General features: G+C 41.6%; 25 protein-coding genes. 8 read left to right on the top strand and 17 right to left on the bottom strand.

Annotated features, from left to right (window positions below; genetic code table 11):
• A complete protein-coding gene (locus OIZ54_RS06680; protein WP_024033157.1) occupies nt 1–315 on the top strand; it encodes a helix-turn-helix transcriptional regulator in 315 nt (104 codons plus the stop codon).
• Nucleotides 316–402: 87 nt separating this feature from the next.
• Here the strand turns inward: OIZ54_RS06680 and OIZ54_RS06685 are convergent, their stop codons facing one another.
• Entirely contained in the window at nt 403–3,282 is a 2,880-nt protein-coding gene (locus OIZ54_RS06685; RefSeq protein WP_264390021.1) for a M16 family metallopeptidase, read from the bottom strand.
• 259 nt (nt 3,283–3,541) lie between these two features.
• Here OIZ54_RS06685 and OIZ54_RS06690 point away from each other — a divergent pair, with 259 nt between their 5' ends.
• A complete protein-coding gene (locus OIZ54_RS06690; RefSeq protein ID WP_024033159.1) occupies nt 3,542–4,498 on the top strand; it encodes a methylenetetrahydrofolate reductase in 957 nt (318 codons plus the stop codon).
• A 77-nt stretch (nt 4,499–4,575) separates the two neighbouring features.
• On the opposite strand, the gene OIZ54_RS06695 is transcribed toward OIZ54_RS06690, so the two are convergent.
• The 3 genes from OIZ54_RS06695 to OIZ54_RS06705 form a co-directional block, all read right to left on the bottom strand.
• Nucleotides 4,576–5,553: a sensor domain-containing diguanylate cyclase gene (locus OIZ54_RS06695; RefSeq protein WP_024033160.1), complete on the bottom strand. Its 978-nt coding sequence runs from the start codon at nt 5,551–5,553 to the stop codon at nt 4,576–4,578.
• A 55-nt stretch (nt 5,554–5,608) separates the two neighbouring features.
• Entirely contained in the window at nt 5,609–6,859 is a 1,251-nt protein-coding gene (locus OIZ54_RS06700; protein ID WP_004586123.1) for a DEAD/DEAH box helicase, read from the bottom strand.
• A gap of 325 nt (nt 6,860–7,184) precedes the next feature.
• A complete protein-coding gene (locus tag OIZ54_RS06705; protein ID WP_055252813.1) occupies nt 7,185–7,886 on the bottom strand; it encodes a DUF3581 domain-containing protein in 702 nt (233 codons plus the stop codon).
• Nucleotides 7,887–8,053: 167 nt separating this feature from the next.
• Between OIZ54_RS06705 and OIZ54_RS06710 the strand changes: the two genes are divergently transcribed.
• Complete coding sequence (locus tag OIZ54_RS06710) at nt 8,054–8,446, top strand: hypothetical protein (protein WP_264390022.1); 393 nt, start codon at nt 8,054–8,056, stop codon at nt 8,444–8,446.
• Nucleotides 8,447–8,450: 4 nt separating this feature from the next.
• Here OIZ54_RS06710 and OIZ54_RS06715 read toward each other — a convergent pair whose 3' ends face one another.
• The 5 genes from OIZ54_RS06715 to proB form a co-directional block, all read right to left on the bottom strand.
• Entirely contained in the window at nt 8,451–8,750 is a 300-nt protein-coding gene (locus tag OIZ54_RS06715; RefSeq protein WP_024033163.1) for a hypothetical protein, read from the bottom strand.
• Between the two features lie 161 nt (nt 8,751–8,911).
• Nucleotides 8,912–10,396, bottom strand: a complete 1,485-nt coding sequence (gene gltX / locus OIZ54_RS06720; protein WP_024033164.1) for a glutamate--tRNA ligase — start codon at nt 10,394–10,396, stop codon at nt 8,912–8,914.
• Nucleotides 10,397–10,441: 45 nt separating this feature from the next.
• Nucleotides 10,442–10,801, bottom strand: a complete 360-nt coding sequence (locus OIZ54_RS06725; protein ID WP_264390023.1) for a glutathione S-transferase N-terminal domain-containing protein — start codon at nt 10,799–10,801, stop codon at nt 10,442–10,444.
• A gap of 55 nt (nt 10,802–10,856) precedes the next feature.
• On the bottom strand, nt 10,857–11,831 hold the full coding sequence (locus tag OIZ54_RS06730) for a GGDEF domain-containing protein (RefSeq protein ID WP_264390024.1): 975 nt from the start codon (nt 11,829–11,831) through the stop codon (nt 10,857–10,859).
• A 355-nt stretch (nt 11,832–12,186) separates the two neighbouring features.
• Complete coding sequence (gene proB / locus OIZ54_RS06735; RefSeq protein ID WP_024033166.1) at nt 12,187–13,290, bottom strand: glutamate 5-kinase; 1,104 nt, start codon at nt 13,288–13,290, stop codon at nt 12,187–12,189.
• 116 nt (nt 13,291–13,406) lie between these two features.
• On the opposite strand from proB, the gene OIZ54_RS06740 reads away from it, so the two are divergent.
• Nucleotides 13,407–14,372 carry a DMT family transporter gene (locus tag OIZ54_RS06740; protein WP_264390025.1) on the top strand — a complete coding sequence of 322 codons (966 nt, stop codon included), beginning with the start codon at nt 13,407–13,409 and terminating at the stop codon, nt 14,370–14,372.
• Here OIZ54_RS06740 and OIZ54_RS06745 read toward each other — a convergent pair.
• From OIZ54_RS06745 to pdsO, 3 genes are read right to left on the bottom strand one after another with little or no spacing between them, the layout of a single operon-like run.
• A complete protein-coding gene (locus OIZ54_RS06745) occupies nt 14,261–14,860 on the bottom strand; it encodes a class GN sortase (protein ID WP_264390026.1) in 600 nt (199 codons plus the stop codon). The two genes, OIZ54_RS06740 and OIZ54_RS06745, sit on opposite strands and share 112 nt — an antisense overlap.
• Entirely contained in the window at nt 14,857–16,839 is a 1,983-nt protein-coding gene (locus OIZ54_RS06750) for a marine proteobacterial sortase target protein (RefSeq protein WP_264390027.1), read from the bottom strand. Before OIZ54_RS06750 ends, OIZ54_RS06745 begins: the two co-directional genes overlap by 4 nt.
• Before the next feature lie 46 nt (nt 16,840–16,885).
• The gene (gene pdsO / locus OIZ54_RS06755) at nt 16,886–17,617 is read right to left on the bottom strand and encodes a sortase-associated OmpA-like protein PdsO (protein ID WP_264390028.1); all 732 of its coding nucleotides are present in this window, start codon (nt 17,615–17,617) and stop codon (nt 16,886–16,888) included.
• A 200-nt stretch (nt 17,618–17,817) separates the two neighbouring features.
• On the opposite strand from pdsO, the gene pdsR reads away from it, so the two are divergent.
• The 3 genes from pdsR (at nt 17,818) to OIZ54_RS06770 (ending at nt 20,948) form a co-directional block, all read left to right on the top strand.
• On the top strand, nt 17,818–18,507 hold the full coding sequence (gene pdsR, locus OIZ54_RS06760; protein WP_054982760.1) for a proteobacterial dedicated sortase system response regulator: 690 nt from the start codon (nt 17,818–17,820) through the stop codon (nt 18,505–18,507).
• Complete coding sequence (gene pdsS, locus OIZ54_RS06765; protein ID WP_138611217.1) at nt 18,507–20,642, top strand: proteobacterial dedicated sortase system histidine kinase; 2,136 nt, start codon at nt 18,507–18,509, stop codon at nt 20,640–20,642. The genes pdsR and pdsS overlap by 1 nt, the downstream gene beginning before the upstream one ends.
• Before the next feature lie 141 nt (nt 20,643–20,783).
• Entirely contained in the window at nt 20,784–20,948 is a 165-nt protein-coding gene (locus OIZ54_RS06770; RefSeq protein ID WP_024033174.1) for a hypothetical protein, read from the top strand.
• A gap of 8 nt (nt 20,949–20,956) precedes the next feature.
• Here OIZ54_RS06770 and OIZ54_RS06775 read toward each other — a convergent pair whose 3' ends face one another.
• Entirely contained in the window at nt 20,957–22,207 is a 1,251-nt protein-coding gene (locus OIZ54_RS06775; protein ID WP_256845418.1) for a multifunctional CCA addition/repair protein, read from the bottom strand.
• A 125-nt stretch (nt 22,208–22,332) separates the two neighbouring features.
• On the opposite strand from OIZ54_RS06775, the gene OIZ54_RS06780 reads away from it, so the two are divergent.
• Nucleotides 22,333–22,560: a hypothetical protein gene (locus tag OIZ54_RS06780; RefSeq protein WP_004586108.1), complete on the top strand. Its 228-nt coding sequence runs from the start codon at nt 22,333–22,335 to the stop codon at nt 22,558–22,560.
• Nucleotides 22,561–22,568: 8 nt separating this feature from the next.
• Here OIZ54_RS06780 and OIZ54_RS06785 read toward each other — a convergent pair whose 3' ends face one another.
• From OIZ54_RS06785 to OIZ54_RS06800, 4 genes are read right to left on the bottom strand one after another with little or no spacing between them, the layout of a single operon-like run.
• Nucleotides 22,569–23,069 (bottom strand): DUF1543 domain-containing protein, encoded by a 501-nt coding sequence (locus OIZ54_RS06785; RefSeq protein ID WP_264390029.1) that lies wholly within the window; start codon nt 23,067–23,069, stop codon nt 22,569–22,571.
• 20 nt (nt 23,070–23,089) lie between these two features.
• The gene (locus OIZ54_RS06790; protein WP_064385318.1) at nt 23,090–24,439 is read right to left on the bottom strand and encodes a sigma 54-interacting transcriptional regulator; all 1,350 of its coding nucleotides are present in this window, start codon (nt 24,437–24,439) and stop codon (nt 23,090–23,092) included.
• Between the two features lie 2 nt (nt 24,440–24,441).
• Nucleotides 24,442–24,963 (bottom strand): hypothetical protein, encoded by a 522-nt coding sequence (locus OIZ54_RS06795; protein ID WP_264390030.1) that lies wholly within the window; start codon nt 24,961–24,963, stop codon nt 24,442–24,444.
• A 4-nt stretch (nt 24,964–24,967) separates the two neighbouring features.
• Nucleotides 24,968–26,419, bottom strand: a complete 1,452-nt coding sequence (locus OIZ54_RS06800) for a sensor histidine kinase (protein ID WP_138684485.1) — start codon at nt 26,417–26,419, stop codon at nt 24,968–24,970.
• Nucleotides 26,420–26,627: the final 208 nt, after the last annotated feature.

Below are 26,627 nucleotides of genomic sequence, written 5' to 3' on the forward strand. Positions count from 1 at the left end.
GTGCAATTAAATCCTACAACAGTTAAATCGCTTAGAAATAAGTTAGATTGGACGCAGCAACAGCTCGCAGATGCCTGCGATGTAAGTTTGCGGACCATTCAACGGGTCGAAAAAGAAGGCGCCGCTTCTAAAGAAACCACTATGGCGCTTTGCGCGGTACTTGAAGTACGCCAAGGCGAGCTAATTAAACTTGATGAGCCTATAAATAATGACGTTAAAAGTACGCCAACTAAAAGCTTTTTAGCGGGAGTGGTTATTAGTTCCTTAATAAGCTTTGCTCTAGGCGCAGGCTCAGTGCTTTTAGCGACTAACTAATATTACGCTTTAATAGCATTAATTAAATAAAAATGCCCCAGGCTATAAGCACTGGGGCATTTTTTATATGTTATAAAAAGAGATTAATTACTGAAACACTTTTTCAACAGCCATTACTTCAATGTTGTTAGCTGGAATAGCTAATTTATAATCGGCAATGACTTTATCCTCAGCAACAAGCGCTGCTGGTTTTTCTGTGTTGTAAACCATAGGCGATGTTTGCTCTGACACTAAACGTTTTTTCATGTCTTCGCCGCCACCGGTAATAAACACGTACTGTACGTTATCTGTTTGCAGATTATCTTTAATCACGCGATTAACATCAGCAAGCGTTAGCTTTTCAAGTTTACTTGTCACGTATTTTACAAACGACTCTGTGTTATAAAATTCGCTATCAAGTGCATAACCTAATTGGCGGTTTTGACTTGCGACAAGCTGCGGTACGTAGTTAATTAAAAAGTTACGTGTTGCTTCAAAGTCTTTTTCGGTTAAGCCATTTTTAATAAGCTTATCCAGCTCAAACAACGCGGTACGTGTTGCAAAGTGTGCATCGTTATTAGAGCGCAGCGGGCGTAACCAAATTTGGAATATTTGCTCAGAACGTCCTAAGTTTGCATCAGGCTTAGTTTGAAACATGCCACGTGGGAAGTACTCAATGTAAGCGTAATCGCCGTAGTTCATACCACGTGTTTGACGAATTCGCTCATACAGGTATGAGTTAGAACTACGGTGCTCACCAAAGTACGAACGCACCAGCCAAAGGGCTGTCCAATCTTCACTACTGCGAATAGTATCAATTGGGAAACCAAACGATACCGCAGTAGATTGCGCCGACTTTTCTACAATCGTGGCATGGTGGCCTTTAAGCTCTGGTGCATCAGGAATACTTAAACGGCTTTGCTCGCCTTTAGGTAAGGTTGCTAAGTCGCTCATGATTTCTGCTTTAAGCGCTTTTGGCACAGCGCCAATTAAGCCCAGTGTTAGTTTAGATTGGGTAAGCTCTGTGTTGTAAAAGGCTTTTACATCATCAAGCGTTAGTGCTTCTAAATCCGAAATATCACCGTAATTGTAGCTTTCGTATGGGTGGCCTTTGTAAAGTGCGCTGTAAAGCACTTCTTTACCTAGCTCTTCATCGTTAGAGGCTTTTAAGCCCGATTTAATACCGTCGATCATTTCTTTTTTAAGGCGCTTAAAGTCATCGTCTCTAAAGCCTGGGTTAAGTAACTGATCGCTTACAAGCGCATACCATGTGGCAGCGTTATCTTTATGAATACGCCCTTGGAATGACAGCATTTCTTTATCTATTTGATAACCAAAGCTGCCAGCAAGCGGATAAAGCGCTTTTTGTATGTCTTTGTAACTCGTACTTTGCGAGCCGCCTTGAGCAAGCATAGCGGCTGTGAGCGCAGCAACCCCTTTTTTACCTTGCGGGTCTGCAGCAGCCCCTGTATTGAATAAAAAGTTTACATCAATCAGCGGCGAGCTATTCGTTTTATCAAGCACTTTAAATACGGGTGCCTCTGGCGCTTTATCACGCTTAGCGACTAATGCGTTTAAGCTTGTTTCTTGTTCAAAGCCTGGCGCTTTATCAAGTGCCGACATAGTTACAGTAGTACGCGCGTCATCTACAAAATACTTATTAGCCACGGCTTTAATATCTTGTGCTGTGATGTTGTCGGCCGATTTATAAAGCTGGTTGATAACCTCTGGGTCGCGCTCAAAATGCATATAACTTGCAAGGGTTGATGCAATCGCTTGTGATGAATCTAAGCCGTTAATAAAGCTGTATTTAAGGTTAGACTTTAAATCACTTAGTTTTTGCTCATCAACAAGTTCGGTACGTGCTTTTGCATAAGTGCGGTTAATTGCATCACGTGCTTTTGCTAAATCATCTTCGTTTTCTACTTTTACAAATACATGCAGTAAGCCAGGATCTTTTGTCTCTGGATTGTAGGTAAACATTTGACTCGCTATTTGTTTATCAACAACTAGCTCTTGGTATAAATCGGAGTTATTAGAAAAATAAAGCTGTGAGATTAAATCAAGTGCGGCTCTGTCCTTTTTAGCAGGCTCCCATGCAGCCCCTTTGTAAGATACAAGCAACCAATGACCAGGCAAACCTTCGTTTTTCTCATGTACATATTTAGGCACTTGTTGTGCAGGCTCGGCTTTTATATCAGCAACGTAATCGCCTTTTTTCCAGCCACCCCAATGTTTTTTAACCATAGCCATTGTAGCTTGTGGGTCAACATCGCCCACAATCACTAGCGATACATATTCAGGCTTATAAAACTTATCAAAAAATTCTTTACCGTAAGCCATTTGATCTGGCATGGCTTCTATATCTTCAAAAAAGCCCATGGTGGTATGTTTATAAGTGTGCGTATCAAACGCTTCTTCGCGTACTGCGCTCAATAACTTACGAATTGGGCTGGCGTTATTTTTTAAATATTCCCCTTTAACCGTTAGCGCTTCGGTTCTAAATTGCTCTTCGGTGTAGGTTAAGTTTTGAAAAATATCGGCTTCAATTTCAAGTACTTTATCAAGGTGCTGCTTTGAAAAGTTTAAATGGTAGTTTGTGTAATCGTTAGTGGTGTAAGCACGGTTATCGACCCCTGCATTTTTAAATATGGCAGTGTATTCGTCTTGCGGAAATTTTTTAGAGCCTTTAAACATCATGTGCTCAAAAAAGTGAGCAAAACCGGTTTTACCTGCTTTTACTTCATTACGTGAGCCAACCGATACCGGAATTTGCAGCGAGACGACATCGGGGTAATCGGTTTTAACAACCATTACACGTAAGCCGTTATCAAGCTCTTCGATTAAGTACTCTTGCGAAAATACACGTTCGTCAGCTTTTGTTGTTTGCTGTTGTTGTGCCGTTTGGGTGTTTTCGCTTTGCTGTGTTGCGCAGCCTGTTAGTGCCAGCGATACCGCTAAGCTTGTTGCTAGTAATTTAAATTTCATTGTTGTCCCTTTTTAAATTGAGCAAATTTGTTATTAGGTTTAATGCTAACTCGCTTAGATTATGCCCCAAAGCCACTAAATATAAGAGCCCATCGGCTATTTATAATGTAAACAACTGTGTCAATTCCCTATTTTAAAAACATTTAAGTATGAAAAAAACTCAAGTTGATTGAAAAACTTTCATTAAATAAATCTATCTAGACGTCTAAATGGCTGTTATATTGAATTACATACATTGGACTAAGCTGGAATGAGGATTATGGCTTTATCACTACAAGAAAAAATAGAAGACACCAATCAAGGTGTTTATCTTATTGGTACTACTCCACCTAAAATTGGTACTGATAAAGCACAGCTAAAAATCATTGCAGAAAAACTACTTGCTCGCTTACACGAAATTGAATACGACGGCGTGATAATTTACGACATTCAAGATGAAAGTAGCCGTACAGATAAAGCACGCCCATTTCCGTTTAAACAAACTGTAGACCCACGTGAATACAGCCACTTACTACGTAATTTATCTGCTCCAGATGTCATTACTTACAAAAGTGTGGCACAACGTGGTGTAGAGGAGTTTAAAGGCTGGTTGGATGAAACTAAAAACGACTACGATTTAAAAAATGTCGTTTTAGTGGGTAGCCCCTCATCGGTAGGTGATATAAAACTAAGCTTGCCCGATGCCTATAAAACGCTTGCAGAGCAAAGTGATGACTTCTTTTTAGGGGGCGTTACCATTGCTGAGCGACATTCAAGTAAGCGAAATGAGCACGAGCGCCTTATAGAAAAAACAGCACAAGGTTGTCAGTTTTTTATATCGCAAGCGGTTTACGACGCGCAAGCAACTATAGAGCTAATCACAAGTTACGCGCGTACCTGTAAAGCACAAGGTATTACACCAAAACGGATTATTTTAACGTTTACTCCATGCGGTGGCGATAAAACCTTAGAGTTTATGCAATGGTTGGGTATCTCAGTGCCAGAGGCCACTAAATGGCGCATGCTTGATGCAGACAATACCTTAAGTGAATCTGTACGTATTTGCCGAGAAAATCTCGACCTAATACTCAAAAGTTGTGCGCACCTAGATGTGCCACTGGGCTTAAATATTGAAAGCTTAACAAACCGTAAAGAAGAAATTGACGCATCAATAAACTTATACCGTTTATTAAAAGCCATTATGGAATTAAACCTAGCCGAAAAACAAATCGCTTAAAGCCTAATTATCCCCGTTTATAGCAAGCCTAATGGCTTGCTTTTTTGTTGCTATGTTTAAGTGTATTACTTTTATTATTATGCTTTTTTAGCCAATTTGTACGCTTGTTTATTTTTATACATTTGGTGATCGGCCAAATTTAATAACGTATCAAAAGGTTGCTTTTGTTTATTAGTAAAACTTTCGCCTATGCTAAGTGTCAGCGCGCATACGTTGTTTTCTAATAGTGCGTTTGTATACTCAATTTTTATTTTATCAATAATATGGCTAAGCTTACTTCTATCACTAATTTGCATCACTGCTACAAATTCATCGCCACCTAAACGCCCTACTATATCAGCCTCTCTTAAATGTGTTTTTAAGGTATTTGCTAAGAGGATTAACGCTTGATCGCCTATTTCATGGCCATAAGTGTCGTTTAGTTTTTTAAAGTCGTTTATATCAATAAACAAGCAACACACATCAAAACCTAAACGCAGCGCTAAATTAAGTTTGTGTTGGGCAAGTAAGCTAAGTGCACGGCGATTATAAATATTGGTAAGCGGGTCGAGCATGGCTATTTCGCGCATTTGCTCAAAGCTATAAATAAGGGCTAAATCGTCTTCAATTAAATCACGAAGCTGCTCTATTAGCTCAAAATATTCATCGGTATAACTGGTTTTTTTTGAATCTTTTAAACACAAGGTGCCAAATACTTCACCTTCAGGCCAGTGAATTGGCAAGCCAAGGTAGGATTCAACGCCATCTTCAATAACCTCGGGCATGGTATTCCACTGCGTATCGCTGCGGGTATCGCTAACATACAAAGTGTTGTTGTTTTCGGCTACATATTTACAAAATAAGGGAGTTTCGGGAGGGAGTATAGGGTTGGTTTCAAAGTGTGAGCCACCTTCATTAGCTCTAATAACTACACGATAACCTTTACTAGTAGCTTGCACTATATAACCAGAGGGGGCCGAAAAAAGCCCCGTAATAAGATCAATGGTTTTTTGCCATTTATGTAATGATATTTGGCCATCGACACCAGAAAACGCCCATTGATCTGTTTCAAACATAACTATACCTCAGCTATTTAGTGGCCTTAGTATAGCCAAATAAATATGTTTAAGGCTACTTTCTGCGGCGTTTACTTGGTGCTCTTTGCCCGGTAATGCGCTTTTTATCGCGATCTTTACGCGCTTTGTTGGTGTTTTTACGGTTATCTTTAGGGGGCTTGTTTAAATCTGGCTCGTAACCTTCTAGCCATTGTGGTGCTAAACGGGTATCCAGTAGTACTTCAATTTCTTCCAGTAACCACTGCTCGTCAATACTTACCAGCGACATGGCAAGGCCTTGCTCGCCAGCGCGCCCCGTACGGCCAATTCGGTGTACGTAATCTTCTGCTATGTAAGGTAGCTCAAAGTTTATTACGTATTTAAGCGCTGGAATATCTAAACCGCGGGCAGCTACATCGGTAGCAACTAAAACCCGCGTTGTGCCTTCTTTAAAGTTTTGTAATGCACGGTCGCGTGCACCTTGAGATTTATCGCCATGGATAGACTCAGTTTTTAAGCCGTCTTTACACATTTCTTTGGCAAGTTTATCGGCCATTTGTTTTGTGCGTGTAAATATAAGTACTTGGCGCCAATTTTTCATGCCAATCATGTGTGATACAAGCTCACGCTTTCGCTCTTCATCGACTGCGTAAATAACTTGTTCAACCTCTACAGCAGCAGAGTTGCGTTTATCAACTTCAATTAGCTCGGGATTTTTAAGTAATTTTTTACTCAGCTCAAACACGCTGTCATCGAATGTGGCTGAGAACAATAAGGTTTGGCGATCGCCTGGAATGTGGCGCAAAATACGTTTTATTTCATCAATAAAGCCCATATCCAGCATACGGTCGGCTTCATCAAATACTAACGAATCAACACTTGAAAGCACCACACTGCCTTTAACGATATGATCAAGTAAACGCCCAGGCGTTGCGACTATCACTTGCGCCGTTTTAAGCGCTTTAATTTGCGGGCCAATACTTGCACCGCCATACGCTAAAGCGCCTTGAATATTTGTGCCTTGGGCGTATTTTTCAAAGCTTGCAAACACTTGCTGAGCAAGCTCACGCGTGGGCGTTAAAATAACCACTCGGGCTATGCCTGGCTCATCTTTTTTTGGTGTATTTAAAAGCTTATGTAGTAGTGGTAATACAAAGGCGGCTGTTTTACCTGTGCCTGTTTGCGCGCTGCCCATTACATCGCTGCCCGCTAATATGTGCGGAATAGTTTTAACCTGAATTGCGGTAGGCGTGGTGTAATTATTTTGCTCAATTGCGGTTAGTAATAACGAATCGAGTTTAAGAGATGAGAACGATGTGGCAGACATAGGCTTAGCTTTAAAATAACAAAGAGCGCTATTGTACGCATATTACGGTACTGCGTAAATTAACCAGCTCAGAAAAGTATTGAGCCTAGTTGTATTTCCTACACCAATAAAAAAGGCGCTAAATAACAATGTATTTAGCGCCTTTTTTATACCAATCCGCTTAATTAAGTGAGCTATTTTGAGGACAGATAAACGTGTTGATAGCTAGGCAAAAAATTCGCTATTTAGTTGTTCTAAATGAGAATTTTTTAATGCAGGTAGCAACACTTTTAGCCCCTAAAAATGATTAAGTATTATTGCGAATTGGTATTATAATTTAATGACGTTAAACCGGTTTTAAGGTGGCTTTGCGCTCATTATAAAATGCGATTAAGTCATCGACCGTTGCTTGGCAGTATTCACGAATACCCGACACCACCATGTGCTTTTCACCAAAACCCACTTTTTCGCCGTTTTCTAGTAAATTAAAGCGCAAGGTAATTTTGCCGCGCTTACCCGTGTACTCAAAACTTGGCTCAGCAAACTCAAGGGTTGGTGCTTGAATATTAATGTTATCAAGGTTAATGATCATCGACTCGTAAATAACCATAGGGCGCGCTGGGTTAATCATTACATCTTGCTTACCCATTAGCGGAATAATTACGTGCGGAAATGCAGCACCAGAAAACTCAACATAATTTTTTATTAAGCTATTAGTAAGTGTTGGGCATTTGCTGGTTTTACCTTCGCGTTTTACCTTTAAAATTACTTTGTCGCCGTTGGTTACATCAAACTCATCATCCCCTTCTGGGAAATTAAGTTTGGTGTTTTCATCAACCATACCGGCAAAGGTAAATTCCATTCGCTCACTTATACCGTAGCGGTCTAACACTAAAGAAAAAAGTAAGTCTCCTGGCGCGCAAAACTTTTTGGCATCTTTGTCATGAAGTGGGTTGTAATCATCGGCAACGCACTTTGCGAAACGACACCCTTGCTCACGAGAGATAGAAACATAATCAGCATGCTGCTGAAAGTAAGGACTTAACATAGATTGTTCACTGCTTAAACTGCTTATAACCTGCCCATACTACCAGAAAAAATTTAAAGAGAGGTCGAATCACTTACAAATTCATACAATTAACTTAAGAGTAAATGTTGCACACACCTGTTTTAGTTAGTAATTTAGGTACCAAACTAAATAAGGGACTAATTATTATGTTACGTGTTTTTGCAGTAATAAGCGTACTCACTACTTTGGCTGGATGTTCTAGCGTGACTTTTCATACCGATATAGATAACGATGTTTTATCTGAGGAAATTGGTACGTACGTTAAAAAACGAGATTTACAACAGTTTTATAGCGACCAAGAAGCACACGAAAGTGGCGCCACACTTTTAGGCCGAATAGAAGGCGAAAGCTGCAATGGCGACGGTAGAGGCGACAATAATATAAGCTACAATCGCTTAAAATCAAATGCTATAGATTTACTTAAAGCAGATGCAATGCGCAGAGGCGGTAACGCCTTTACTATAAATTCTTGTAGCGAAATCGCTGTATCGTATTGTGACCTGTCTGTTTTATGCAGCGGACAGGCCTACGACTATTAATAAATTATATATTAAGCGCAAAGCTAAGTAGTACGCGCTTTCCCGACTCAATTTTAGAAACGCTATGCTCGTATTTGTCGGGTCTAAATAAATACACCCGGTTAAACCAATTAATAATGCATTTTGAGCATTTAAAAACCCCACCAGCTTTAGGTTTTACTAGTACAAAATTAAGTTTGTAGTAGCGCCCTTGCTGTACTGGATCTATATGGTTCATCACACTGTGATGTGTAGGGTAAGTAACTAGGTTTATTGAAAAGGCATTACTGCTAAATAAAGCTTTGTTTTTTACAGGTGCAATCATGCTGCCTCCTTTTAATTTACATGCAGCATTGTAGCATTTGCTAAAGCGCCACTGCTTGCGCTAAACAATATCAAAACGCGATGACATATAGCCAAACGGCCTGAAACAAAAAAGCCGAGCTTAATTAATAAGCTCGGCTTTTTATAAAGTACGACTAAAGATTATGCACTTGGGTATGTGCGGTACGCACGCTCAATATTTTTAGCCTGCTTTTTAGAAATGCCTAAATGAGCAAGCGCTACACGTAAACGCGCACGTGATAAGTCTGAGCCTAAAATTTCCATTGCATCAAGTACTGAGGTAGATGATGTTTTACCAGTGATTGCTACAAATATTGGCTCTAAAAAGTCTTTAATTTTAAGCTCGTGGAATGTAGCAACTTCTTTTGCAATGGCAAAAATAGCTGGCTTATCAAAACTACGTAAACCTTCAAGCTGCCATACAAAAAACTGTAGCGCTTGGCGTATTACGTTTTCGTCAGCTTTGCCCGCCGTTAACAGTGCTGGGTCGTAAGTTGGAATGCCGCCTACAAAATGCCCTGCTAAATCAACCATGTCCGAAAGCGTATTAATGCGCGTTTTAGCTTCTGGTAATACTTTAGCTAGCATTTCGCCATTAAACTTCCAATCAACAAAGCGCTGCACAAGCTCTTCGTCTGTTAGGTTTTCGCGGATCCACATGCCGTTTAACCAGCTAAGCTTATCAACATCAAATACTGGGCCACCAAGTGATACACGCTTCATATCGAAGTGTTCAATCATCTCGTTAAGAGTGAATTTTTCACGCTCATCTGGCATTGACCAACCCATACGGCCTAAGTAGTTAAGCACGGCCTCTGGTAGGTAACCCATTTCTTTATAGTAATTAATAGAAGTTGGGTTTTTACGCTTAGAAAGCTTTGATTTATCTGGATTACGCAGTAGTGGTAAGTGCCCTAGCACTGGAGCTTCCCAACCTAAATCTTCGTAAAGTTTTAATAGTTTAGGTGCTGAGTTAATCCACTCTTCGCCACGGAAAATATGGCTTATTTGCATGTGGTGGTCATCCACTACGTTTGCTAAAAAGTACGTAGGGAAACCATCGGCTTTTAATAGCACTTGCATGTCTACGTTTTCCCACGGGATCTCAATTTCGTCGCGTAGGTAGTCGTTAAATTTAAAAGTGCCTTCGCTTGGTATTTTCATACGAATAACGTAAGGCTTACCTGCGGCTAGGTTTGCTTTAATTTCATCTTCGGTGAGGTTTAAGCCACGGCCGTCGTATTTAGGGCGCAGACCTTCTGCCATTTGCTCTTCACGCATTTGGTCAAGCTCTTCGCTGGTTGCAAAACAGTAAAATGCTTTACCTTGCTCAACTAATTGGTGTGCGTATTTTTTGTATAAATCGCTGCGCTCTGATTGACGGTAAGGGCCAAATTCACCACCTACGTCAGGGCCATGATCCCACTCAAGACCTAACCAACGTAAGCTATCCATAATCGCTTGTTCTGACTCTGGCGTGCTACGAACTTGGTCTGTATCTTCAATACGAAGCACAAACTCGCCGCCTTGTTGTTTAGCAAAACAGTAGTTAAATAAAGCAATATAAGCGGTGCCAAGATGCGGGTCACCTGTTGGAGATGGGGCAACACGAGTACGGATTGTCATGATAATGTCTCTTTTAATAAGTGAGATAAAAATTAAGGGGGTCGTTTAAGCCGCTACTTTGTCTAAGTAAGCAATAATATCGTTAGATTCGTATAGCCACTCTACTTGGCCATTTTTTTCTATACGAAGGCATGGCACTTTAATTTTGCCGCCTTGCTCTAACAGCTCTTGACGAAATTGTTGATTATTTTTTGCATCACGCGTTTCTATTTTTAAGCCTTCGCGCTTAATTGCACGGCGTACTTTTACGCAAAACGGGCATGCTTTAAATTGATAAAGTTTAAATTGTGAGGTTTGCTGATCAAGCTGCGCTTGCACATTGCTTGCACGCTTTTTACTGCGAGGAGTAAATACAAAATTAAAGAATAAAATTATACAACCTAAAAACCAACGAACGAATTTCATGTTTTGTGCCTGCCTACAACAATTTAAGGAGCCAGATTTTAGCACAAATTTACAATCAAAAAAGCTCAATACTATTATCGGTGGTCACTTCTTCATTTACCTCAAGCTCGCTATAAGCGGTCACTTTATTACGGCCGCTATTTTTAGAATGATACAGCGCCATATCTGCTTGGTTTACGATACTAGATACAGTATCAATACTTGCCAGCTCTAAAAAGCCAATACTTATTGTAAGCTGCCCAACTTGCGGAAAAGGATACTCAGCAATATTTGAGCGTAAACGGTTAAGTGCTATATGTGCTTGTGCCTCGGTTTTGGTTTGAAATAACACCGCAAACTCTTCGCCACCATACCTAAATACGTAGTCTTCTAGCCTAAAGTTATTTTTTAACAGCCGCGCCACAAGTAAAATAACTTCATCGCCTATTACATGGCCGTAGCTGTCGTTTACACGTTTAAAGTGATCGATATCTGCAATGGCTAAATACCATCGTCGCTTTTCGTTGGTATCATCACGGGGTAATAAAAAGCCTTTGCCTGAGACAATTTCGATCACTTTTTTATCAAAGGTTTGTCTATTTAAAAGCTCGGTTAAAGGGTCTAATCGCGATTTATGTAATAGCCCTAGCTGGTTGGCATAAATATTTAAAATATGCACGGCGAGCATTATGGTGGTTTGCGCTAACTCTTTTGTGGTTTCTATTAGTAATATGCCAATTACTTTACCAAAGTAATACACTGGCACATACGTAGTTACTACACCTAAGGCACGGCTTACTCTTATTTTGTTTTGGGTTACTTTATTAAGCAGCGCTAAGGCTTCGTTAGACTCTAATACTTCAAGGCGGGTGTGGGTGTTTATTAGCGTAGGCGGTAATTGCGCACTAAAGTGCTTATTAATATAAATAGCAAAATTTTCAACTTCGAGTAGGTCGCCAATAATCTGCACTAATGATGCATCTAAATCACTTTCTTCTTCTTGCTGAGTTAGACTGATTATCCATTCGTGCCCGCAATTGTTTGCCTTCATTAGTTTGCCTAAACTGTTTTAACTTCAATCAGTTTAGACAAAATCATCAACTTTGCTAATTAATTAACCAATACTTTTTAATTAGGTCGCATTGAGCTATGTGGATTAAAGTTTGTTTTAGCTAAGCGCTATTAAATCGTAGCGCGAGCTTAGTAACTTAGTGAGCTCAATAACTACTGCGGTATTATTTAATAACTTACATACAGCAGAGCCTAAAACAGCCTATGTTTGGTATTTATGCTTTGTATTTATGTTTTTGTACAACCAGTTATTCTAAACACAACATAGGCCCTGCCTTGCTTAAATACCGAATATACGGCCGCAACACGCGCTATTTAAAAAAGCTAAAATAAAACTAAAGCAAAACTAAGTCGTCTCTGTGTAGCACCACAGCGCCACTATCAAAGTCGAGTAGTTCGCCTATTTGCTCTGAGTGAGCACCTTTAATTTTATTTACTTCAACTTGATTAAAACGTGTTAACCCTCGTGCAATAACTTGGTTGTTGGCGTCTATTAAATCTATTAAGTCGCCCCGCTCAAAACGGCCAAATGCATTGGTTATGCCTTTGGCCAGCAGGCTTGCCCCTTTGTTTTGTAGCGCCGAAATAGCCCCTTTATCAATCATAATTTGGCCGGTACTTTTAGGCCCTGCCATTAGCCATTTTTTACGGCCATCTTTTGGCGCAGTAAGTTTTAAAAACCGCGTACCGGGTAATTGCTCACTCATGCATTTTAAAATAACGTTGTTGCCAGCGCCTTTTGCAATAATAACCTCTACCCCTGCGCGCCTTGCTACGTCGGCGGCTTGTAGTTTTGTGGCCATACCGCCGGTGCCTAAACTTGTACCGCTACCACCAGCCAGTTGGCGTAACTCATCGTTTATATGAGTGACTTCGTCAATCAGCTTTGCGTCGGTATTTGTACGCGGATCGCTGGTAAATAAACCTTCTTGATCGGTAAGCAGTAATAGCTTATTGGCATTAGCTAAAATAGCCACCAGCGCCGATAAATTATCGTTATCGCCTACTTTTATTTCGGCGGTTGCTACTGCGTCGTTTTCATTAATAATAGGCACCACATCGTGGCTTAATAACGCATTTAAGGTATCGCGCGCATTTAAATAGCGTTCGCGGTCATCTACGTCTGCACGGGTAAGCAGCATTTGCCCTACGTTTATGCCATACAAGGCAAATAAGCTTTGCCAAATATGTATAAGCTGGCCTTGCCCTACGGCTGCCAACATTTGTTTATCTATTAGGCCGCGGCCACAGGGTTTAATAAGTTGTTCGCGACCCGCAGCAACCGCGCCACTTGATACTAATATAACTTGGTGGCCTTGCTTTTTAAGTTCGCTACATTGGCGAACCAGCTCAACCATATGGGCTTTATCTAACTTATCGGTGCCGCCGGTCAGTACACTTGTACCAAGCTTAACAACAATTACCTGTTCCCTACGCATTATTATTTACTATTAAAATGAAAGATAAATAAACTTATACCAGCTCGGTATTTTTGAACAAGTTAAAATTATTCATGCTAGGATCGGCGTTAATTTAATTTGATAGAATTTCATTTATGCCAGCCAGTTTATGCCTAATTATTGCTACCTTTTTATGGGGCAGCTCCTTTATTGCGCTTAAGTATGCTATTGCCGTTTACGACCCTGCATTAGTTATATTCTTACGCATGTTAACCACCTTAGTTTTATCGCTGAGTTTATGGCGCTATGTAATTCGGTTTGAGTATTTAAAAGGCGATTGGAAGTACTTATTAGGTATGTCGCTGGCTGAGCCTTGCTTGTACTTTTTGTTTGAAGGCCATGCAATGGAATACACCTCGGCTTCTCAGGCGGGAGTTATTGTTTCGTGCTTGCCTATTATTGTGGCATTGATGGCGTTTTTTATGCTTAAAGAGTATATCAGTAAAGCCATTGTGATTGGGTTTACCTTATGTATTGGCGGCAGTATTTTACTTACTTTGCTTTCACCACATACCGATCAGGCCCCTAATCCATTATTGGGTAACTTTTTAGAACTTATGGCCATGGTATGCGCGGCGTTTTACACTATTAGCATTAAGCACTTGGCCAATCGTTACTCGCCGTTAACGCTAATTGCTTTACAAGGCATAAGCGGCAGTGTGTTTTTTGCACCATTTTTATTTTTTATCGACTTACCAAGCGAAAACCAGCATGACCTAACCGCCCTTATGAGCATTTTGTATTTAGGCTCGTTTGTCACCTTAGGTGGCTATGGTATGTATAACTATGCAATTGGCAAAGTATCGGTATTAACGGCTGCAGCTTATTCAAATTTAATTCCTATTTTTACGCTTATTTTATCGGCCATTATTTTGGGTGAGGTACTCGATTTTTGGCAATGGGTGAGTATATTTGTTGTTTTTGCAGGGGTGATGATAAGCCAACGACATCAAGAGCTGGTGGTAGACATACCGCTTAATGACGCTGGCGATGACCCTATCAACTCAGCCGATACAAGCCATCTTAAATCAGTACCTGATGCCAGCGAGTCAAAAGGGTAACAGGTTAATAAATAAAGCCCTGGGGTTTGTAAAAACGCCTGCTGGGATTGATGAATAATCTCAATCCCCTTCACTTTATAATGCTGTATTTCGCCGCTTTGCAGCTGCAGCGTAAACGTTTCACCCACTTTGGTGTGTTGTAAAAATGCAAAGTGAGTGTCGTTGTGACCCGCTATTAACGCACCGCCTTGTGCATCGCCAAGCTTTGCCCCCGGCAAAAAGTGGCTTGGTGCAAATGCTAAATTACGACCACTTGCCCCAGCTAAAACGCTAAGCGTTTTACTGTACTTAGGCCAGCTAAGCTGCGCGGTTACAAAGCTGTCGGCGTAAAACCACGGTTTAACGCGAGCGTTTGGAGTAATAAGGGCCTCTTGCCAGGCCTGCTCTATTAATACTTGTGCAAGCCATGCCTTAGCTTGCATATAAGCACCATGAGAAAACAACCCCAGCCCGGCGATTAATAAGCCTGCACTTAGCCACTTATTCATTTAAATGCCCGAGTTAATTTTACCGCGCCAAACCCGGCTAACAAAATACAGCCCAGCAGGATGTAAAGTCGGCTTTGTCCATCGGTTTGCGGTAATCGCATAGCTAGCCCTTGTGGCACTGCGTTTTTAGCTAGTGCAGTTTGCTTTGCAGGCTCGTTAATTTGAGTGTGTTCAATAGCTATAAAGGCCGTAAATGGGCTAAGTAATTGATGCGTGAGCGCAAGCCCTTGCACCTCATTTTTAACTGTCTGCCGGTCATTATACAAAAGCAACGATTTAATTTTTTGGCGCGCCCACAGCTTATCAATCCCTTTTGCGTTTGCGCTATTTTGTGCGCTTAGTTTTATATTTAAGGGGCCTTGAGCAGTTTGCCCATTAAGCGTAATTCGACTCGTATCGTTTAGCTTTATAGCCACCATTATTGGCTCACCAAAATATAAGTCGGGCAAGGGGGAAGGCCAAAAATCTAAACTATTTCCACTTTCATCGCTCAGTGCTAAATTAGTGATAGCTGGATGAGCAAGCTTATCAAATAACTGCTGCATTTTAGGCTGCACTTCATGTGTGCTACCGATAAACGTAAACGACCCTTTGCCTATATCTGCAGCGCGGCGCATAAAAAAGCTATTAGGTGCACTACCAATACCGACAGTAAATAAACGGCTATCGCCCAATTTACGCTGAATATTTTTAAATAAGGCGTCTTCATTGCTTACACTGCCATCCGTTAAAAATACCACTTGGCGTACAAAGCCTTCAAAACGGCTACCATCAAGTACCGCATCAAGGGCACCTTGTATTTCGGTGCCGCCATCCGCCTCTAAGCTATAAATAAAGCGCTCAGCACGGCGCAAATTAAAATCGCTGGCAATGAGGGGTTTATCGCTCATGGGGGTAACCATGTTATCAAAGCCAATAATGTTAAAGCTGTCGTCGCTATCAAGCAAAGACAGCGCATAAAACAGAGCCTTTTTAGCTTGCTCCATAGATTGTCCGTGCATAGAGCCTGAGGTATCTACAACAAACACCATTTCGCGAGGTAGGCGCTGCGTTTGTGTAAAGTGATCTGCTGGCGGCATTAGCATAGCAAGCCCGTACCGGTCGCCGTTTTCAAACTGCTGGGTAAAAAATGCTGCTTGTGCGCTTTCTTTTTGCAGCGGTTTAAATTCAAGTACAAAGTCGCGATTAGCCCCCGTTTGCTCATTTAAAGCAACCGTATATTGCCCAAAGGCCGGGTTTTGTACTTCTACACGATGAAATTTAGACGTTATATCTACAAGCTCTAAGCCTACATCTATATCAATATTTAAACTAAATTGGCTGCTTGGCGCTTCGCTGTGCTGCGTTTTGCTATATACAGGGCTTAACCATCCTTGTGGTGCATGGGTTAGGCTAGTTTGCTCAGCTTCAATATTTGCGCTTATTGTGTGATAGCGCGGCGTAATAGTACTTGGGAAGCGAATAGCAAATGTGCCATTGCTGTAATCAATGATCTCTTGGTATTCAAGCTCTATCACAATTTGCTCGCCAGGGCCTATATTTGCCACGTTAGTAATAAACATATTAGCGCGCTGCTGGCGTACAAGTGCGGCTTGCTTGCCTGCATTTTTAGCTGCCTGATACTTTTTTTCGGCCTCTACTTTTTTATCTATTTGGCCTTTTATGATTCGCTCACCTATGCGCATCGTCATCGCATGTACGGCGCTTTCATCAGGTAACGGAAACACATAACGCGCATTTACCGCAAACGGATTATCGTTTTGATAAGTTTGCTTAACGACCACGTGATTTATCAGCCCGGTTAGGGTCATGTTAGCATCGCTTTTTAATATAATTGCCGGCGCGACAGATGCGCCGCTGCTGTCAAAAAGTTCAAGCTTGGGCGACTGTGCACGGCTATTAAAACTAACCAGAAGCACAACCACTAAGAAAATAAAAATGCTTACTTTAGCAAGCATTTTGGTTGGGTTACTCAACATAAAATCACTCCATCGAACGCTTAACTTTACTCAAATAAAAGTGGCTTTAGTTACTTGCCGTTTGGCCATTTACTGGGTTTATTGAGCGGGTAGTAAGTGTTACGCGTCGATCAAAAAAGTTATCTTCTACGGTATTGCTGGGCGCTAATGTTTGTTGCTCGCCAAAAGCGTGCGCACTTAAACGTGTATGGTTAATACCGTGCTTTATAAGGTAACTTTGCACTGCGTTTACACGTTTTTTAGACAATAAAAGATTCGCTTGCTCATCACCGCGCTGATCGGCAAAGCCACTTAAATCTAATGCTAGTTGCGGCTGATTTTTTAACAGCACCACAAGCTGGTCTAACTGCGTAGCAAAGTGCGGGGCAATAGCACTTGAGCCGGTTTTAAATTGTACTGTCATGGCAAGTAAGTTATTTATTTGCGATTGTGTTAACTGCTCATTTTGGTTAGTCAGTACATCTAACTGCTGCTCTAGCCTATTGTTTTGATTAAGCACCTGTTGGTAGTCGCTGGTTTTTTGCTGCATCACTGTTATTGCCCTCTGCTGCTGGGCAATTTTGTCATCCGCTACTTTTGAATCACCAATTAAGCCCCCGGCAAATGCGCCAATAAAAGCACCAATTGGCCCACCAACGACACCACCAATAATGGCGCCAGTACCTAAGCCGATGGCAGTTTCTTTATGTGCTTCTTTAGAAGGGGTGTTAGCGGCTGCGGCAAATGCAGGTGTACACACTGTGGCTACTAGCGTTAATGCGATTAATGTCTTCTTCATAATGTAATCCTTAAACTTGTTTTAATTTGTGATGTTTTGTTTTGATGGTTGTATTAAAACAGCTGCAAGTGGCAACAAAGAGGAGCAAAAATGGCAAACCGCTGAGCAATTGTGGCAAAAAAATGGCAATTGCCTTTTTAACCGTACATAACTGAAAAACTTCGATATAGTGCGTTTTAAAATAAATAAGGATGAGTAGAATGAAAAAAATAGCCATCATTGAAGATGAAACCGCCATCCGCGAAAACTATATTGAAATGCTTAGCGCCCAAGGTTACCAGGTAAGTGGTTTTGCTGATCGCGTCAGCGCAGAGATTGCATTTAAAGACGCCCTACCCGATTTAGCCATTGTTGATATTGGTTTAGGCCACGAAATAGACGGCGGTTTTTTGCTTTGCCAAACCTTGCGTACGCTTTCTAAAACACTGCCTATTATTTTTTTAACCGCCCGCGATAGCGAAATAGATACCGTGTGTGGCCTGCGTATGGGCGCCGATGACTACCTAACAAAAGATATTAGCTTAGCCCACTTGGCTGCCAGAATAGGCGCGCTATTTAGACGCATGGAAGCGCTTGAGCAACCCGCCGATGCCAATGCATTAATTACACGCGGCCAGTTAACGCTCGACACCCAGCGCATGCAAGTATTTTGGCAGCAGCAATTGGTTGATTTAACCGTGACCGAATTTTGGATGTTGCACTCACTTGCGCAGCGCCCAGGCCATGTAAAAAGCCGTAACGATTTAATGAGCGATGCAAAAATTTACGTAGACGACAGCACTATCACCTCGCATGTAAAACGCATTCGTAAAAAGTTTATCGCCCTTGATAACAACTTTGACTGCATAGATACGGTGTACGGCATGGGCTACAGGTGGGAACAACGCTAATGTTACGATTTGGCCTGCGCAGTAAATTTATATTACTGTCGTGTTTTTTGTTTTTACTGCCTTGGCTTGGCTACGAGTACGTGTGGGAAATGGAAAAATTTTTACGCCAAGGCCAAGAAAAAACCCTCGTAGGCACCACACGGGCGCTCGCCACCGCCCTGCATGAACGCCCAGCCCTTTTTGATGAGCAAACCAACTTTTTAGACCAGGTAGTAAAAGGGCGCGACTTATATGCGTACAATCTTAAAAATGCCATTCAACTCGATGGCAAACTGAGCGACTGGCAAAGCTATCAACCACTCTTTTGGCATTACGATAAACGCTATTTACAAAAAGCAGACAAGGAGCATAAAGCTGAGGATTTATCGTTTGATCATATGGTTGGCAAGTTTGATAACTATTTATATGCCGTGTTTAAAGTAACTGACGATCACCTTGTATATCGTGCTAAAAATAGTTTAAGCATTACTAATAACGACCATTTAATAATTGGCCTAAAAAGCCCAGACGGAGATTTTAATACGTACATTATTGCCCCACGCCAAGATGGCTGGGTAAATGCGTTTGATGCTAATACCAAAACACCGTTTACAAAAATTCAGGGCTATTTTATACGCACTGAATCGGGATATAACGTAGAGCTGCGCTTTCCTATAAATATGCTTGGTAACAAGCTAGGCTTTGCCGTGGTCGATATTGACACAAAAAAAGCGCCGCTCGATTTTAAAACAATGTCGACCTCTAATTTAAATAACCCAAGCGATTTAGGCTCGGTATTGGTGCCCTCACCAGAAATTAACCGAATTTTAAAAGGTATGGGTCACAGTGGTAGCCGTATTTGGGTGGTTGATAATCATCATCGTGTATTAGCGCAGTCGGGCACAATTCAAAATGCCGATGGCGTATGGGCCGACGGCCTTAAAAACCAGCCGCCTAAAAATGCCTGGCAACGCTTTGAGCAAACGTATTTGCACCCGCTTTATTATAAAATTTTAACTCGCCCAGAGAACGAATTTTTAGATACCCTGCACGATGTTGCCTCAATGCAGGGCACGCATTTAGCTAAGGCACTGAAGGGGCAACCAGCGTCGTCTTGGCGGTTAACGCCCGACAGTAAAGCCGTTATTTTATCGGCGGCTTACCCTATTTGGATAGAAGATAAAGTGATTGGCGCAGTAATCGCCGAGGAAACCACTAACGGTGTACGCACCCTGCGTAATAAATCGCTGGAAAAGCTTTTTAACGTTATTTTAGCGGTGATGCTAATTGGCACCGTTACGTTGTTCTTTTTTGCCTCGCGTATTTCGAGCCGCATTAGGCGACTGCGCGACACCGCAGAGCAAGCCATTGATGCCCAAGGGCGCATTACCGGCAGTATTAATTACAGCGACTCAAACGATGAAATTGGCGACCTTTCACGAAGTTTTGCCAATATTGTTGGCCGCTTAGGCGGGTACACTAATTATTTAGAAAATATGTCATCGCGGTTATCTCATGAGCTACGTACACCGGTGGCTGTGGTTCGCTCTTCTTTAGAAAACCTACAAAGCTTGGAGCAAAATGAGCTTAGCCAAAAATACCTAGAGCGAGCAAGTGAAGGGGTTGAGCGCTTAGGTAAAATAATAACCACCATGAGCGAAGCCACGCGCCTTGAACAAAGCATTCAAAGCAACGAGAGCGAGCCGTTTGATTTACAAAAAGTAATTAATGGCTGTATGCAAGGCTACCAGCTCACTTACCCTGAGCAGTTATTTGAGCTTGATGTATGCCAAAGCCCTTTACCTATGCAAGGAGCTCCCGAATTTATAGCTCAGCTACTTGATAAGCTTATTAATAATGCGCTGGAATTTAGTGAAGCAAATACAGCTATTAATGTAGGTCTTAAGCAGAGCGAAAATAAAGCAATATTAACAGTGAGTAATACAGGCCCCGCCCTGCCTGAAGGGCTAACTGAGCATATTTTTGATTCTATGGTGTCGGTACGTAGCCAGCAGATGCAGCAACAACCGCACTTAGGTTTAGGGCTTTATATTGTAAGGCTGGTGTGTGACTACCATAAAGGCAGTGTCACTGCACAAAACAACGAGCGCGGTAATGGCGTGGTGTTTAAAGTAACCCTGCCTTTACAAAGCTAGGCTGTGCATAAAGTGGCGCCCTACTGAGCCGCCCTTATTTTTTGCACATCGATTACAATTTACTACAACTTAAAATGTAACTATTCACTTTTAATTCAGTCAAACGGCCATACCCTGAACGCTAATTAAGGAGAATAGATCATGAACAACCCACTTGAGCGTGAAGAGATCGAATTTATTTTTGATCTATACAGGCCCCAAGAGCAAGCACCTAGCTTGCCTTCAGAGCCTGCCACCTCTACATATAAAAACTTACGACAGCCAGAACAAGTTAAAAACGAAGGCGTGTCTGAATACCTCAGCTAGGGTATTGCCTATTGCGTTGCTTGCTCGTTTTGTAAAAATGCTTTGATGCAGTTTATTTCTGCCAGTTTTACCTCTTCGCCTATTTCTGGGCCTTTTTTGCCATTTTTAAGTGCTGTTTGCACTACCTGTTTTTTATCCATTTTTTGTAATTCATTAAAAATTGCACGCAGCTTAGCCCCTTGCGGATAGGGCTTATTTACGAGCGTTTCTCCACGCCCTTGCGCATCACACTGGCATGCTTGGGTAAACGCAATAAATCGCTCTGGGTGCACTAAAGCATTTAAATTAGTGACGATTAATTTATGAATCGTTTGTGGCCTTAATTGCTCAAGCGTATGGCATAAGGTGTGATTATCGCTGGTGAGTACGCCAATATCGCGAAAACGATTAGGCACTTTTAAACGCTCACAAAACTTTTCTACTACGGCTACCCCTTCGCGTTCATGGCCGCGCAAATTACCGCGTTTTTTAAAGCTCGGGGCCTTACCAAAATCATGGGTTAATGCCGCAAACCGTGTTTCTAAATTAAAGTTTAAATCGGCAGCACGCCTAAGTACCAACATAGTATGAACAAATACATCACCTTCGGGGTGGTGGTTTGCAGGTTGCGGCACCCCTTGCATACTCTCTATTTCTGGGAAAATACCTAAGCCATGTAGTGCTTGGAAATACAGTTCAGGGTGTTTTTCACCCAGCGCTTTTTCGGTTTCAAGCCATACACGTTCGGGCACTAAATGATTAAGCTCACCTTTGTTTTTAAGCTCACGCATTAATGCATAAGTACTTGGGTGAATACGCCATTCACTTCCGTAGCGTGCTAAAAAACGCGCTATGCGTAATACCCTTACCGGGTCTTCTACAAAGGCTTCTGTGGTGTGGCGCAGTATTTTATTGTGTAAATCGCTTTGGCCATTAAAAGGGTCAATAACGGTGCCGTTTTCATCAAGTGCCATTGAGTTTATGGTTAAATCGCGCCGTGCTAAATCTTCTTCAAGGGTGACATTAGGGCTGGCATCTACCACAAAGCCGGTATAGCCTTTACCGCTTTTTCGCTCGGTGCGACCCAAGGCGTATTCTTCTTTTGTTTTTGGGTGTAAATAAACCGGAAAATCACTTCCTATAGGCACAAAACCAAGCGACTCCATAGTTTGGGGTGTTTCGCCTATAACAACATAGTCGTTATCTTTTGATGCTATATTAAGTAGCTGGTCGCGTACCGCGCCACCAACAAGGTAAACTTGCTTAAGGTTGTGTTTCACTGTTTATCCTAATCACACTGGGTGGTTATTTGATGTCGATCATACCATTAAAATAGCCATAGTTTGCCAAGCTTAAGTAAGCTCATTACAATAGCGCTTTATTTTAAGCCATAGCCTTATACTCAATGAAAAATCATTCATCAAAAAAAGAACTTATGCTACTGCCTATATTACTTGTGGTTATTGTAATGTGCGTGGCGGGTCACTTTTTACTACAGGCTAACTTTCAAGATAGCAACATGGTTGAATACATGTTGGCAGCGCTGCCCTTTGCGATGTTTGGCCTAGTTATTGTGGCATTTAAAATGGCAGCTAAAAGCGAAGCCAATGAGCAAAGCGAGCAAGACTCTTAATTTTACTGTTAAAGAATATAATACCCAAACCAATCTGATTTTATTGGTTGAGCATGCCCACTTGGCGTAAGCTTAATATTTAGTTGGCTGTCGAGCAGGTCTATAGCAAAGCAGTCATCTACATCATGTAAATCATCTTTATGAATATGGCTAAGGCCTGCAAGCAAATCGCTTTTAGCGCGCTCCTTGGCCTCTGCAGCACTACTGGCAACATACAATGCAAAGTCGTGTTGCTCTGCCATAGAGTCGCTTCTGTAAGCGCCTAAATTAACAAAATACAGCTGCTTATTTTGCTCAACGTAGGTATCAACAACTTCTACTTTATAACCGTCGATATGGTTAATTGCCATGTAGCTGTCCATATGCACATTGTTTTTATCGCCCACCCATTGGCTTTTTAGCTTTGAATAAGTTTGCTCAATGCTTTGCCCTACGACAAAGCGAATATCGTGCATTTCTATGTGGCAGCCTTGAATTCGCCCGCCCAGATACACCATAAATAACTGCATTTAATAACCTTACTCTTAAATTACACTAAATTATCGACATCAATATTGTGTTTTTTTATTAACTTATAAAAATCCGAACGATTACGTTTGGCAAGCTTTGCGCCTTCGGCTACGTTACCGCCGGCCATTTTGAGGGTGTTTATTACATAATCGCGCTCAAACTCTTTTTTGGCATCATTTAGAGAAAGCGGCTCTGCACTGGCCTCGTTTGAGTTAAGTGCGTTTAACACTAAGTGCGCAGAAATTACCTCGCTGGCGCTCAATGCGACCACTTGCTCTACAACATTTTGTAACTGGCGTATATTCCCAGGCCAGTCGTAACGTACTAGTGCATGCATGGCATCGTTTGCAAAGCGCTTTTCTTTTTGGTTCATACGTTTAGCAATACTTGCGCTAAAGTGCTGAGCAAGCAGGCTTATGTCTTCTCGGCGCTCACACAGCGGTGGTAATTTTAAATTAACAACATTTAGTCGGTAGTATAAATCTTCCCTAAATTGTTGATTGCTAATCGCATCGGGTAAATTTTTGTGAGTGGCCGATACAATGCGCACATCAATAGGAATCTCTTCTTGAAAGCCCACCGGGCGTATGGTTTTTTCTTGCAGTACACGCAGTAACTTAACTTGTAAATTAAGCGGCATATCGCCAATTTCATCTAAAAATAAGGTGCCGCCTTGAGCTTGCTGAAATAAACCTTGGTGATCTTTCACCGCCCCTGTAAAGGCGCCTTTTTTATGGCCAAATAATTCTGACTCTAAAAGCTCCCCAGGCACTGCGCCACAGTTAATGGCCACAAAAGGTCCTTCGCTTACATGGCTGTGTTGATGAATCGCCTGAGCCAGCAGCTCCTTACCGGTACCGCTGGCGCCAGAAATAAGTACATTTACTTGGGTTGGCCCCAGTAATTTTACTTGCTCAAGGAGGTGTAACATAGCGCCACTGCGCGTTACTATATTGCTTTTTTGGGGCGATTCTTCTGCGTTTACGCCATGTATTTCAATGGCTTTGGCTAGGCTGTCAAACAGCTCGTCTTTATCTACCGGTTTTGTAATAAACGCAAAAATGCCTTGTTTTGTCGCCTCCACCGCATCGGGTATAGAGCCATGCGCTGTCATCATTATAACCGGCAGTGCTGGGTAGCGGCTTTGTAATTGGCGATGTAAGGCCATGCCGTCCATTTCGTCCATACGCAGGTCTGTTATAACTGCATCAAACACTTGGTTTTTAAGAATTTGTAATGCAAGTATGCCGCTTTCGCAGGTTGTTACTTCATACCCTTTAGACTCGATTCTTAGTGCGAGTAATTTAAGTAAACTTGCATCGTCATCAACGAGTAATACTTTTGCACCTTGTGGTGTGTGTGTTGCCATAATTACTGCTCCTTAGTGTCTTCGCGTAGTAACAGCTGCTGCTCTATGGTGGCTAAAGACGATAACGTTTGCTGCATTTTGTCATTTAACGCCTGCTGCTCTTTTAGAGCATTTATTTGCCGAGTAACATGCTGCTTTTGAAGCCATAAATATTGTTTTATTGGCTCAGGCCAAAAGTAGGCTAAATCGAGTTTTTGTAATCGTGTCATTACCTCCTCTGGTGCACTTGAGGTGTTAACACACATGAATTTAAAAAAACGTTTTAGCTCTTTTTCACCTAAATAAGTATGTAGGCTTGGCTTTACTTTAAAACCGCCACATTGATTAGCATGCCATGCAACAACACGTTCTGCGCTGGGGTAAACGGGGTCACTTTTAGGGCGCTTTTTAGGATTTGGCACCGCATTTTTTGCAGGCTCAACCTCCTGCGACACTGATGCTGTTTGTGTGTTATTTGTTTCACACCCAGCTAAAACAACCGCACTACTGAGCACACATAAAATAGCTATTAAACGCGTACGCATGCTATTAAACTCCTTGATTAATTAAAGGTATTTTTATTGTAAATAAGCAGCCTTGGGGCTGGTTATGCTCAACACTAAGCTGGCCTTGTAACTGCTCAACCGACTCTTTTACTATGGTTAAACCTAAGCCACTGCCTTGCAGCGTAACATCTTTATTATGCTTGCCTTGGTAAAATGCGCTGAATATCTGGGTTTTTTCTTGCTCTTTAATACCACAGCCTTCGTCGCGCACTTGTATTGTTAGTAGCTTTTGCTCAAGTGCTAAGGTTACATCAACACTTTGCCCTGTATTTGAAAATTTTAACGCATTAGATATAAGCTGAATGAGGGTCATTTCTATCAGCTCTGCGGGTAATGCAAGTGGCTGTTTTGTTATGCTGTTGTGCCAATTTAAGCGTTGCTGCTTAGCCGTTAAGCGGTGCTCAAAATGGCTGTTTATTTTATTTATTAAATTGCCAAATTCGACTTCGCTAACGCTGTCTTTACTGGTTCTGATAGCGTTATAACTAAGTAGGCTGTCAATCATAGTGCGCAAACGCACCATAGATTGGCTAATAAGCTCAAGTACGGCTTGCTGCTCTTTTGTAATGGGGCCGACTATTTCATCGCTAAGTAAATCGGTGCCCTCGACCATTGAAGCCAACGGCGTTTTAAGCTCGTGGGTTACATGGCGTAAAAAGGTATCTTTTTGTTGCTCAAGCATATGTAGCTGCTCTTGCACCCACTGTAGTTTTTCGCCTAATTCCACCAGCTCACTTGAGCCTTGCACTGCAATTTTTTGCTGCCAGTGGCCTTGTCCTAGTTTATCTATTACCGACGTAAGCCCTTTTAAGCGCTTACTTATGCGCCATAAAAACCCCCCGCCCACTAGTAAAGTAAGCGGAATAAGCGCCACTAACCAGTTAATAAACGAGCTTTGTAAAGTACTTAATTCACTTTGGTTGTTTTGAATTTGTGCTGCATTCGTATCGCGCAACCACACCGTAAGCTCAGCCACTAAATCGCTAATAGGCACAAACAATGCAGCATCTTGTTGGTTGTTTTCAATTAAAGCTTGATGAGTACTACGCAATGTTGTTGCTAAGCGACGCCACTGCATAGTGTATTGCTGTGTGGCACTGGCTTGGCTGAGCGTGTCGATTGTTTGTAAGGAGGATTGCCATTTTTCGTTTATTAACGTGTCGAGCGACTCGCTTTTTAACACCCAGTTTTGTCGCGTTGCCCGCTCTAAGCTATTAAGCTCTTGCTTTAAAAAATTAAACGACTTAGTAACTTGGTAATTATTACTGACGATAAGCTGGGTAACAGCGAGCTGTTTGTTTAACGCATTTAAAAAAACAATAACCACTAAACTAAGCGGCAGTAACGACAGCAACATACTAATTATAAACTGACCTATTAAGTTAGGCCGCCAATTAAGCATTGCACGATACTTTTTAGCCAACGTTACAGGCATTATCATTTCCTTTTATTATTTTAAGCGCCCTATTTTAGTTACTTACCTTATACTCTCGCTGAATCAACTTCTATATTTAACCCAATATATCCACCTGTTGCCATTTAGCAACACACTAAGCTATTGATAACTATATCAACTACTAATAGTACGTACCGCCTGTTGCAAAAATAACACACATTTAAGTAAAAAATTCCGACCAGTGCCC

Origin of the sequence: Pseudoalteromonas sp. A3, from assembly GCF_025942345.1 — a bacterium.
Taxonomy (GTDB): domain Bacteria; phylum Pseudomonadota; class Gammaproteobacteria; order Enterobacterales; family Alteromonadaceae; genus Pseudoalteromonas; species Pseudoalteromonas atlantica.

What these genes read in the sequence shown, in the direction of transcription:
- OIZ54_RS06685 (WP_264390021.1), bottom strand. Translation starts at nt 3,282, where the DNA reads ATGAAATTTAAATTACTAGCAACAAGCTTAGCGGTATCGCTGGCACTA.
- OIZ54_RS06690 (WP_024033159.1), top strand. Translation starts at nt 3,542, where the DNA reads ATGGCTTTATCACTACAAGAAAAAATAGAAGACACCAATCAAGGTGTT.
- OIZ54_RS06695 (WP_024033160.1), bottom strand. Translation starts at nt 5,553, where the DNA reads ATGTTTGAAACAGATCAATGGGCGTTTTCTGGTGTCGATGGCCAAATA.
- OIZ54_RS06700 (WP_004586123.1), bottom strand. Translation starts at nt 6,859, where the DNA reads ATGTCTGCCACATCGTTCTCATCTCTTAAACTCGATTCGTTATTACTA.
- OIZ54_RS06705 (WP_055252813.1), bottom strand. Translation starts at nt 7,886, where the DNA reads ATGTTAAGTCCTTACTTTCAGCAGCATGCTGATTATGTTTCTATCTCT.
- OIZ54_RS06710 (WP_264390022.1), top strand. Translation starts at nt 8,054, where the DNA reads ATGTTACGTGTTTTTGCAGTAATAAGCGTACTCACTACTTTGGCTGGA.
- OIZ54_RS06715 (WP_024033163.1), bottom strand. Translation starts at nt 8,750, where the DNA reads ATGATTGCACCTGTAAAAAACAAAGCTTTATTTAGCAGTAATGCCTTT.
- gltX (WP_024033164.1), bottom strand. Translation starts at nt 10,396, where the DNA reads ATGACAATCCGTACTCGTGTTGCCCCATCTCCAACAGGTGACCCGCAT.
- OIZ54_RS06725 (WP_264390023.1), bottom strand. Translation starts at nt 10,801, where the DNA reads ATGAAATTCGTTCGTTGGTTTTTAGGTTGTATAATTTTATTCTTTAAT.
- OIZ54_RS06730 (WP_264390024.1), bottom strand. Translation starts at nt 11,831, where the DNA reads ATGAAGGCAAACAATTGCGGGCACGAATGGATAATCAGTCTAACTCAG.
- proB (WP_024033166.1), bottom strand. Translation starts at nt 13,290, where the DNA reads ATGCGTAGGGAACAGGTAATTGTTGTTAAGCTTGGTACAAGTGTACTG.
- OIZ54_RS06740 (WP_264390025.1), top strand. Translation starts at nt 13,407, where the DNA reads ATGCCAGCCAGTTTATGCCTAATTATTGCTACCTTTTTATGGGGCAGC.
- OIZ54_RS06745 (WP_264390026.1), bottom strand. Translation starts at nt 14,860, where the DNA reads ATGAATAAGTGGCTAAGTGCAGGCTTATTAATCGCCGGGCTGGGGTTG.
- OIZ54_RS06750 (WP_264390027.1), bottom strand. Translation starts at nt 16,839, where the DNA reads ATGTTGAGTAACCCAACCAAAATGCTTGCTAAAGTAAGCATTTTTATT.
- pdsO (WP_264390028.1), bottom strand. Translation starts at nt 17,617, where the DNA reads ATGAAGAAGACATTAATCGCATTAACGCTAGTAGCCACAGTGTGTACA.
- pdsR (WP_054982760.1), top strand. Translation starts at nt 17,818, where the DNA reads ATGAAAAAAATAGCCATCATTGAAGATGAAACCGCCATCCGCGAAAAC.
- pdsS (WP_138611217.1), top strand. Translation starts at nt 18,507, where the DNA reads ATGTTACGATTTGGCCTGCGCAGTAAATTTATATTACTGTCGTGTTTT.
- OIZ54_RS06770 (WP_024033174.1), top strand. Translation starts at nt 20,784, where the DNA reads ATGAACAACCCACTTGAGCGTGAAGAGATCGAATTTATTTTTGATCTA.
- OIZ54_RS06780 (WP_004586108.1), top strand. Translation starts at nt 22,333, where the DNA reads ATGAAAAATCATTCATCAAAAAAAGAACTTATGCTACTGCCTATATTA.
- OIZ54_RS06785 (WP_264390029.1), bottom strand. Translation starts at nt 23,069, where the DNA reads ATGCAGTTATTTATGGTGTATCTGGGCGGGCGAATTCAAGGCTGCCAC.
- OIZ54_RS06790 (WP_064385318.1), bottom strand. Translation starts at nt 24,439, where the DNA reads ATGGCAACACACACACCACAAGGTGCAAAAGTATTACTCGTTGATGAC.
- OIZ54_RS06795 (WP_264390030.1), bottom strand. Translation starts at nt 24,963, where the DNA reads ATGCGTACGCGTTTAATAGCTATTTTATGTGTGCTCAGTAGTGCGGTT.
- OIZ54_RS06800 (WP_138684485.1), bottom strand. Translation starts at nt 26,419, where the DNA reads ATGCCTGTAACGTTGGCTAAAAAGTATCGTGCAATGCTTAATTGGCGG.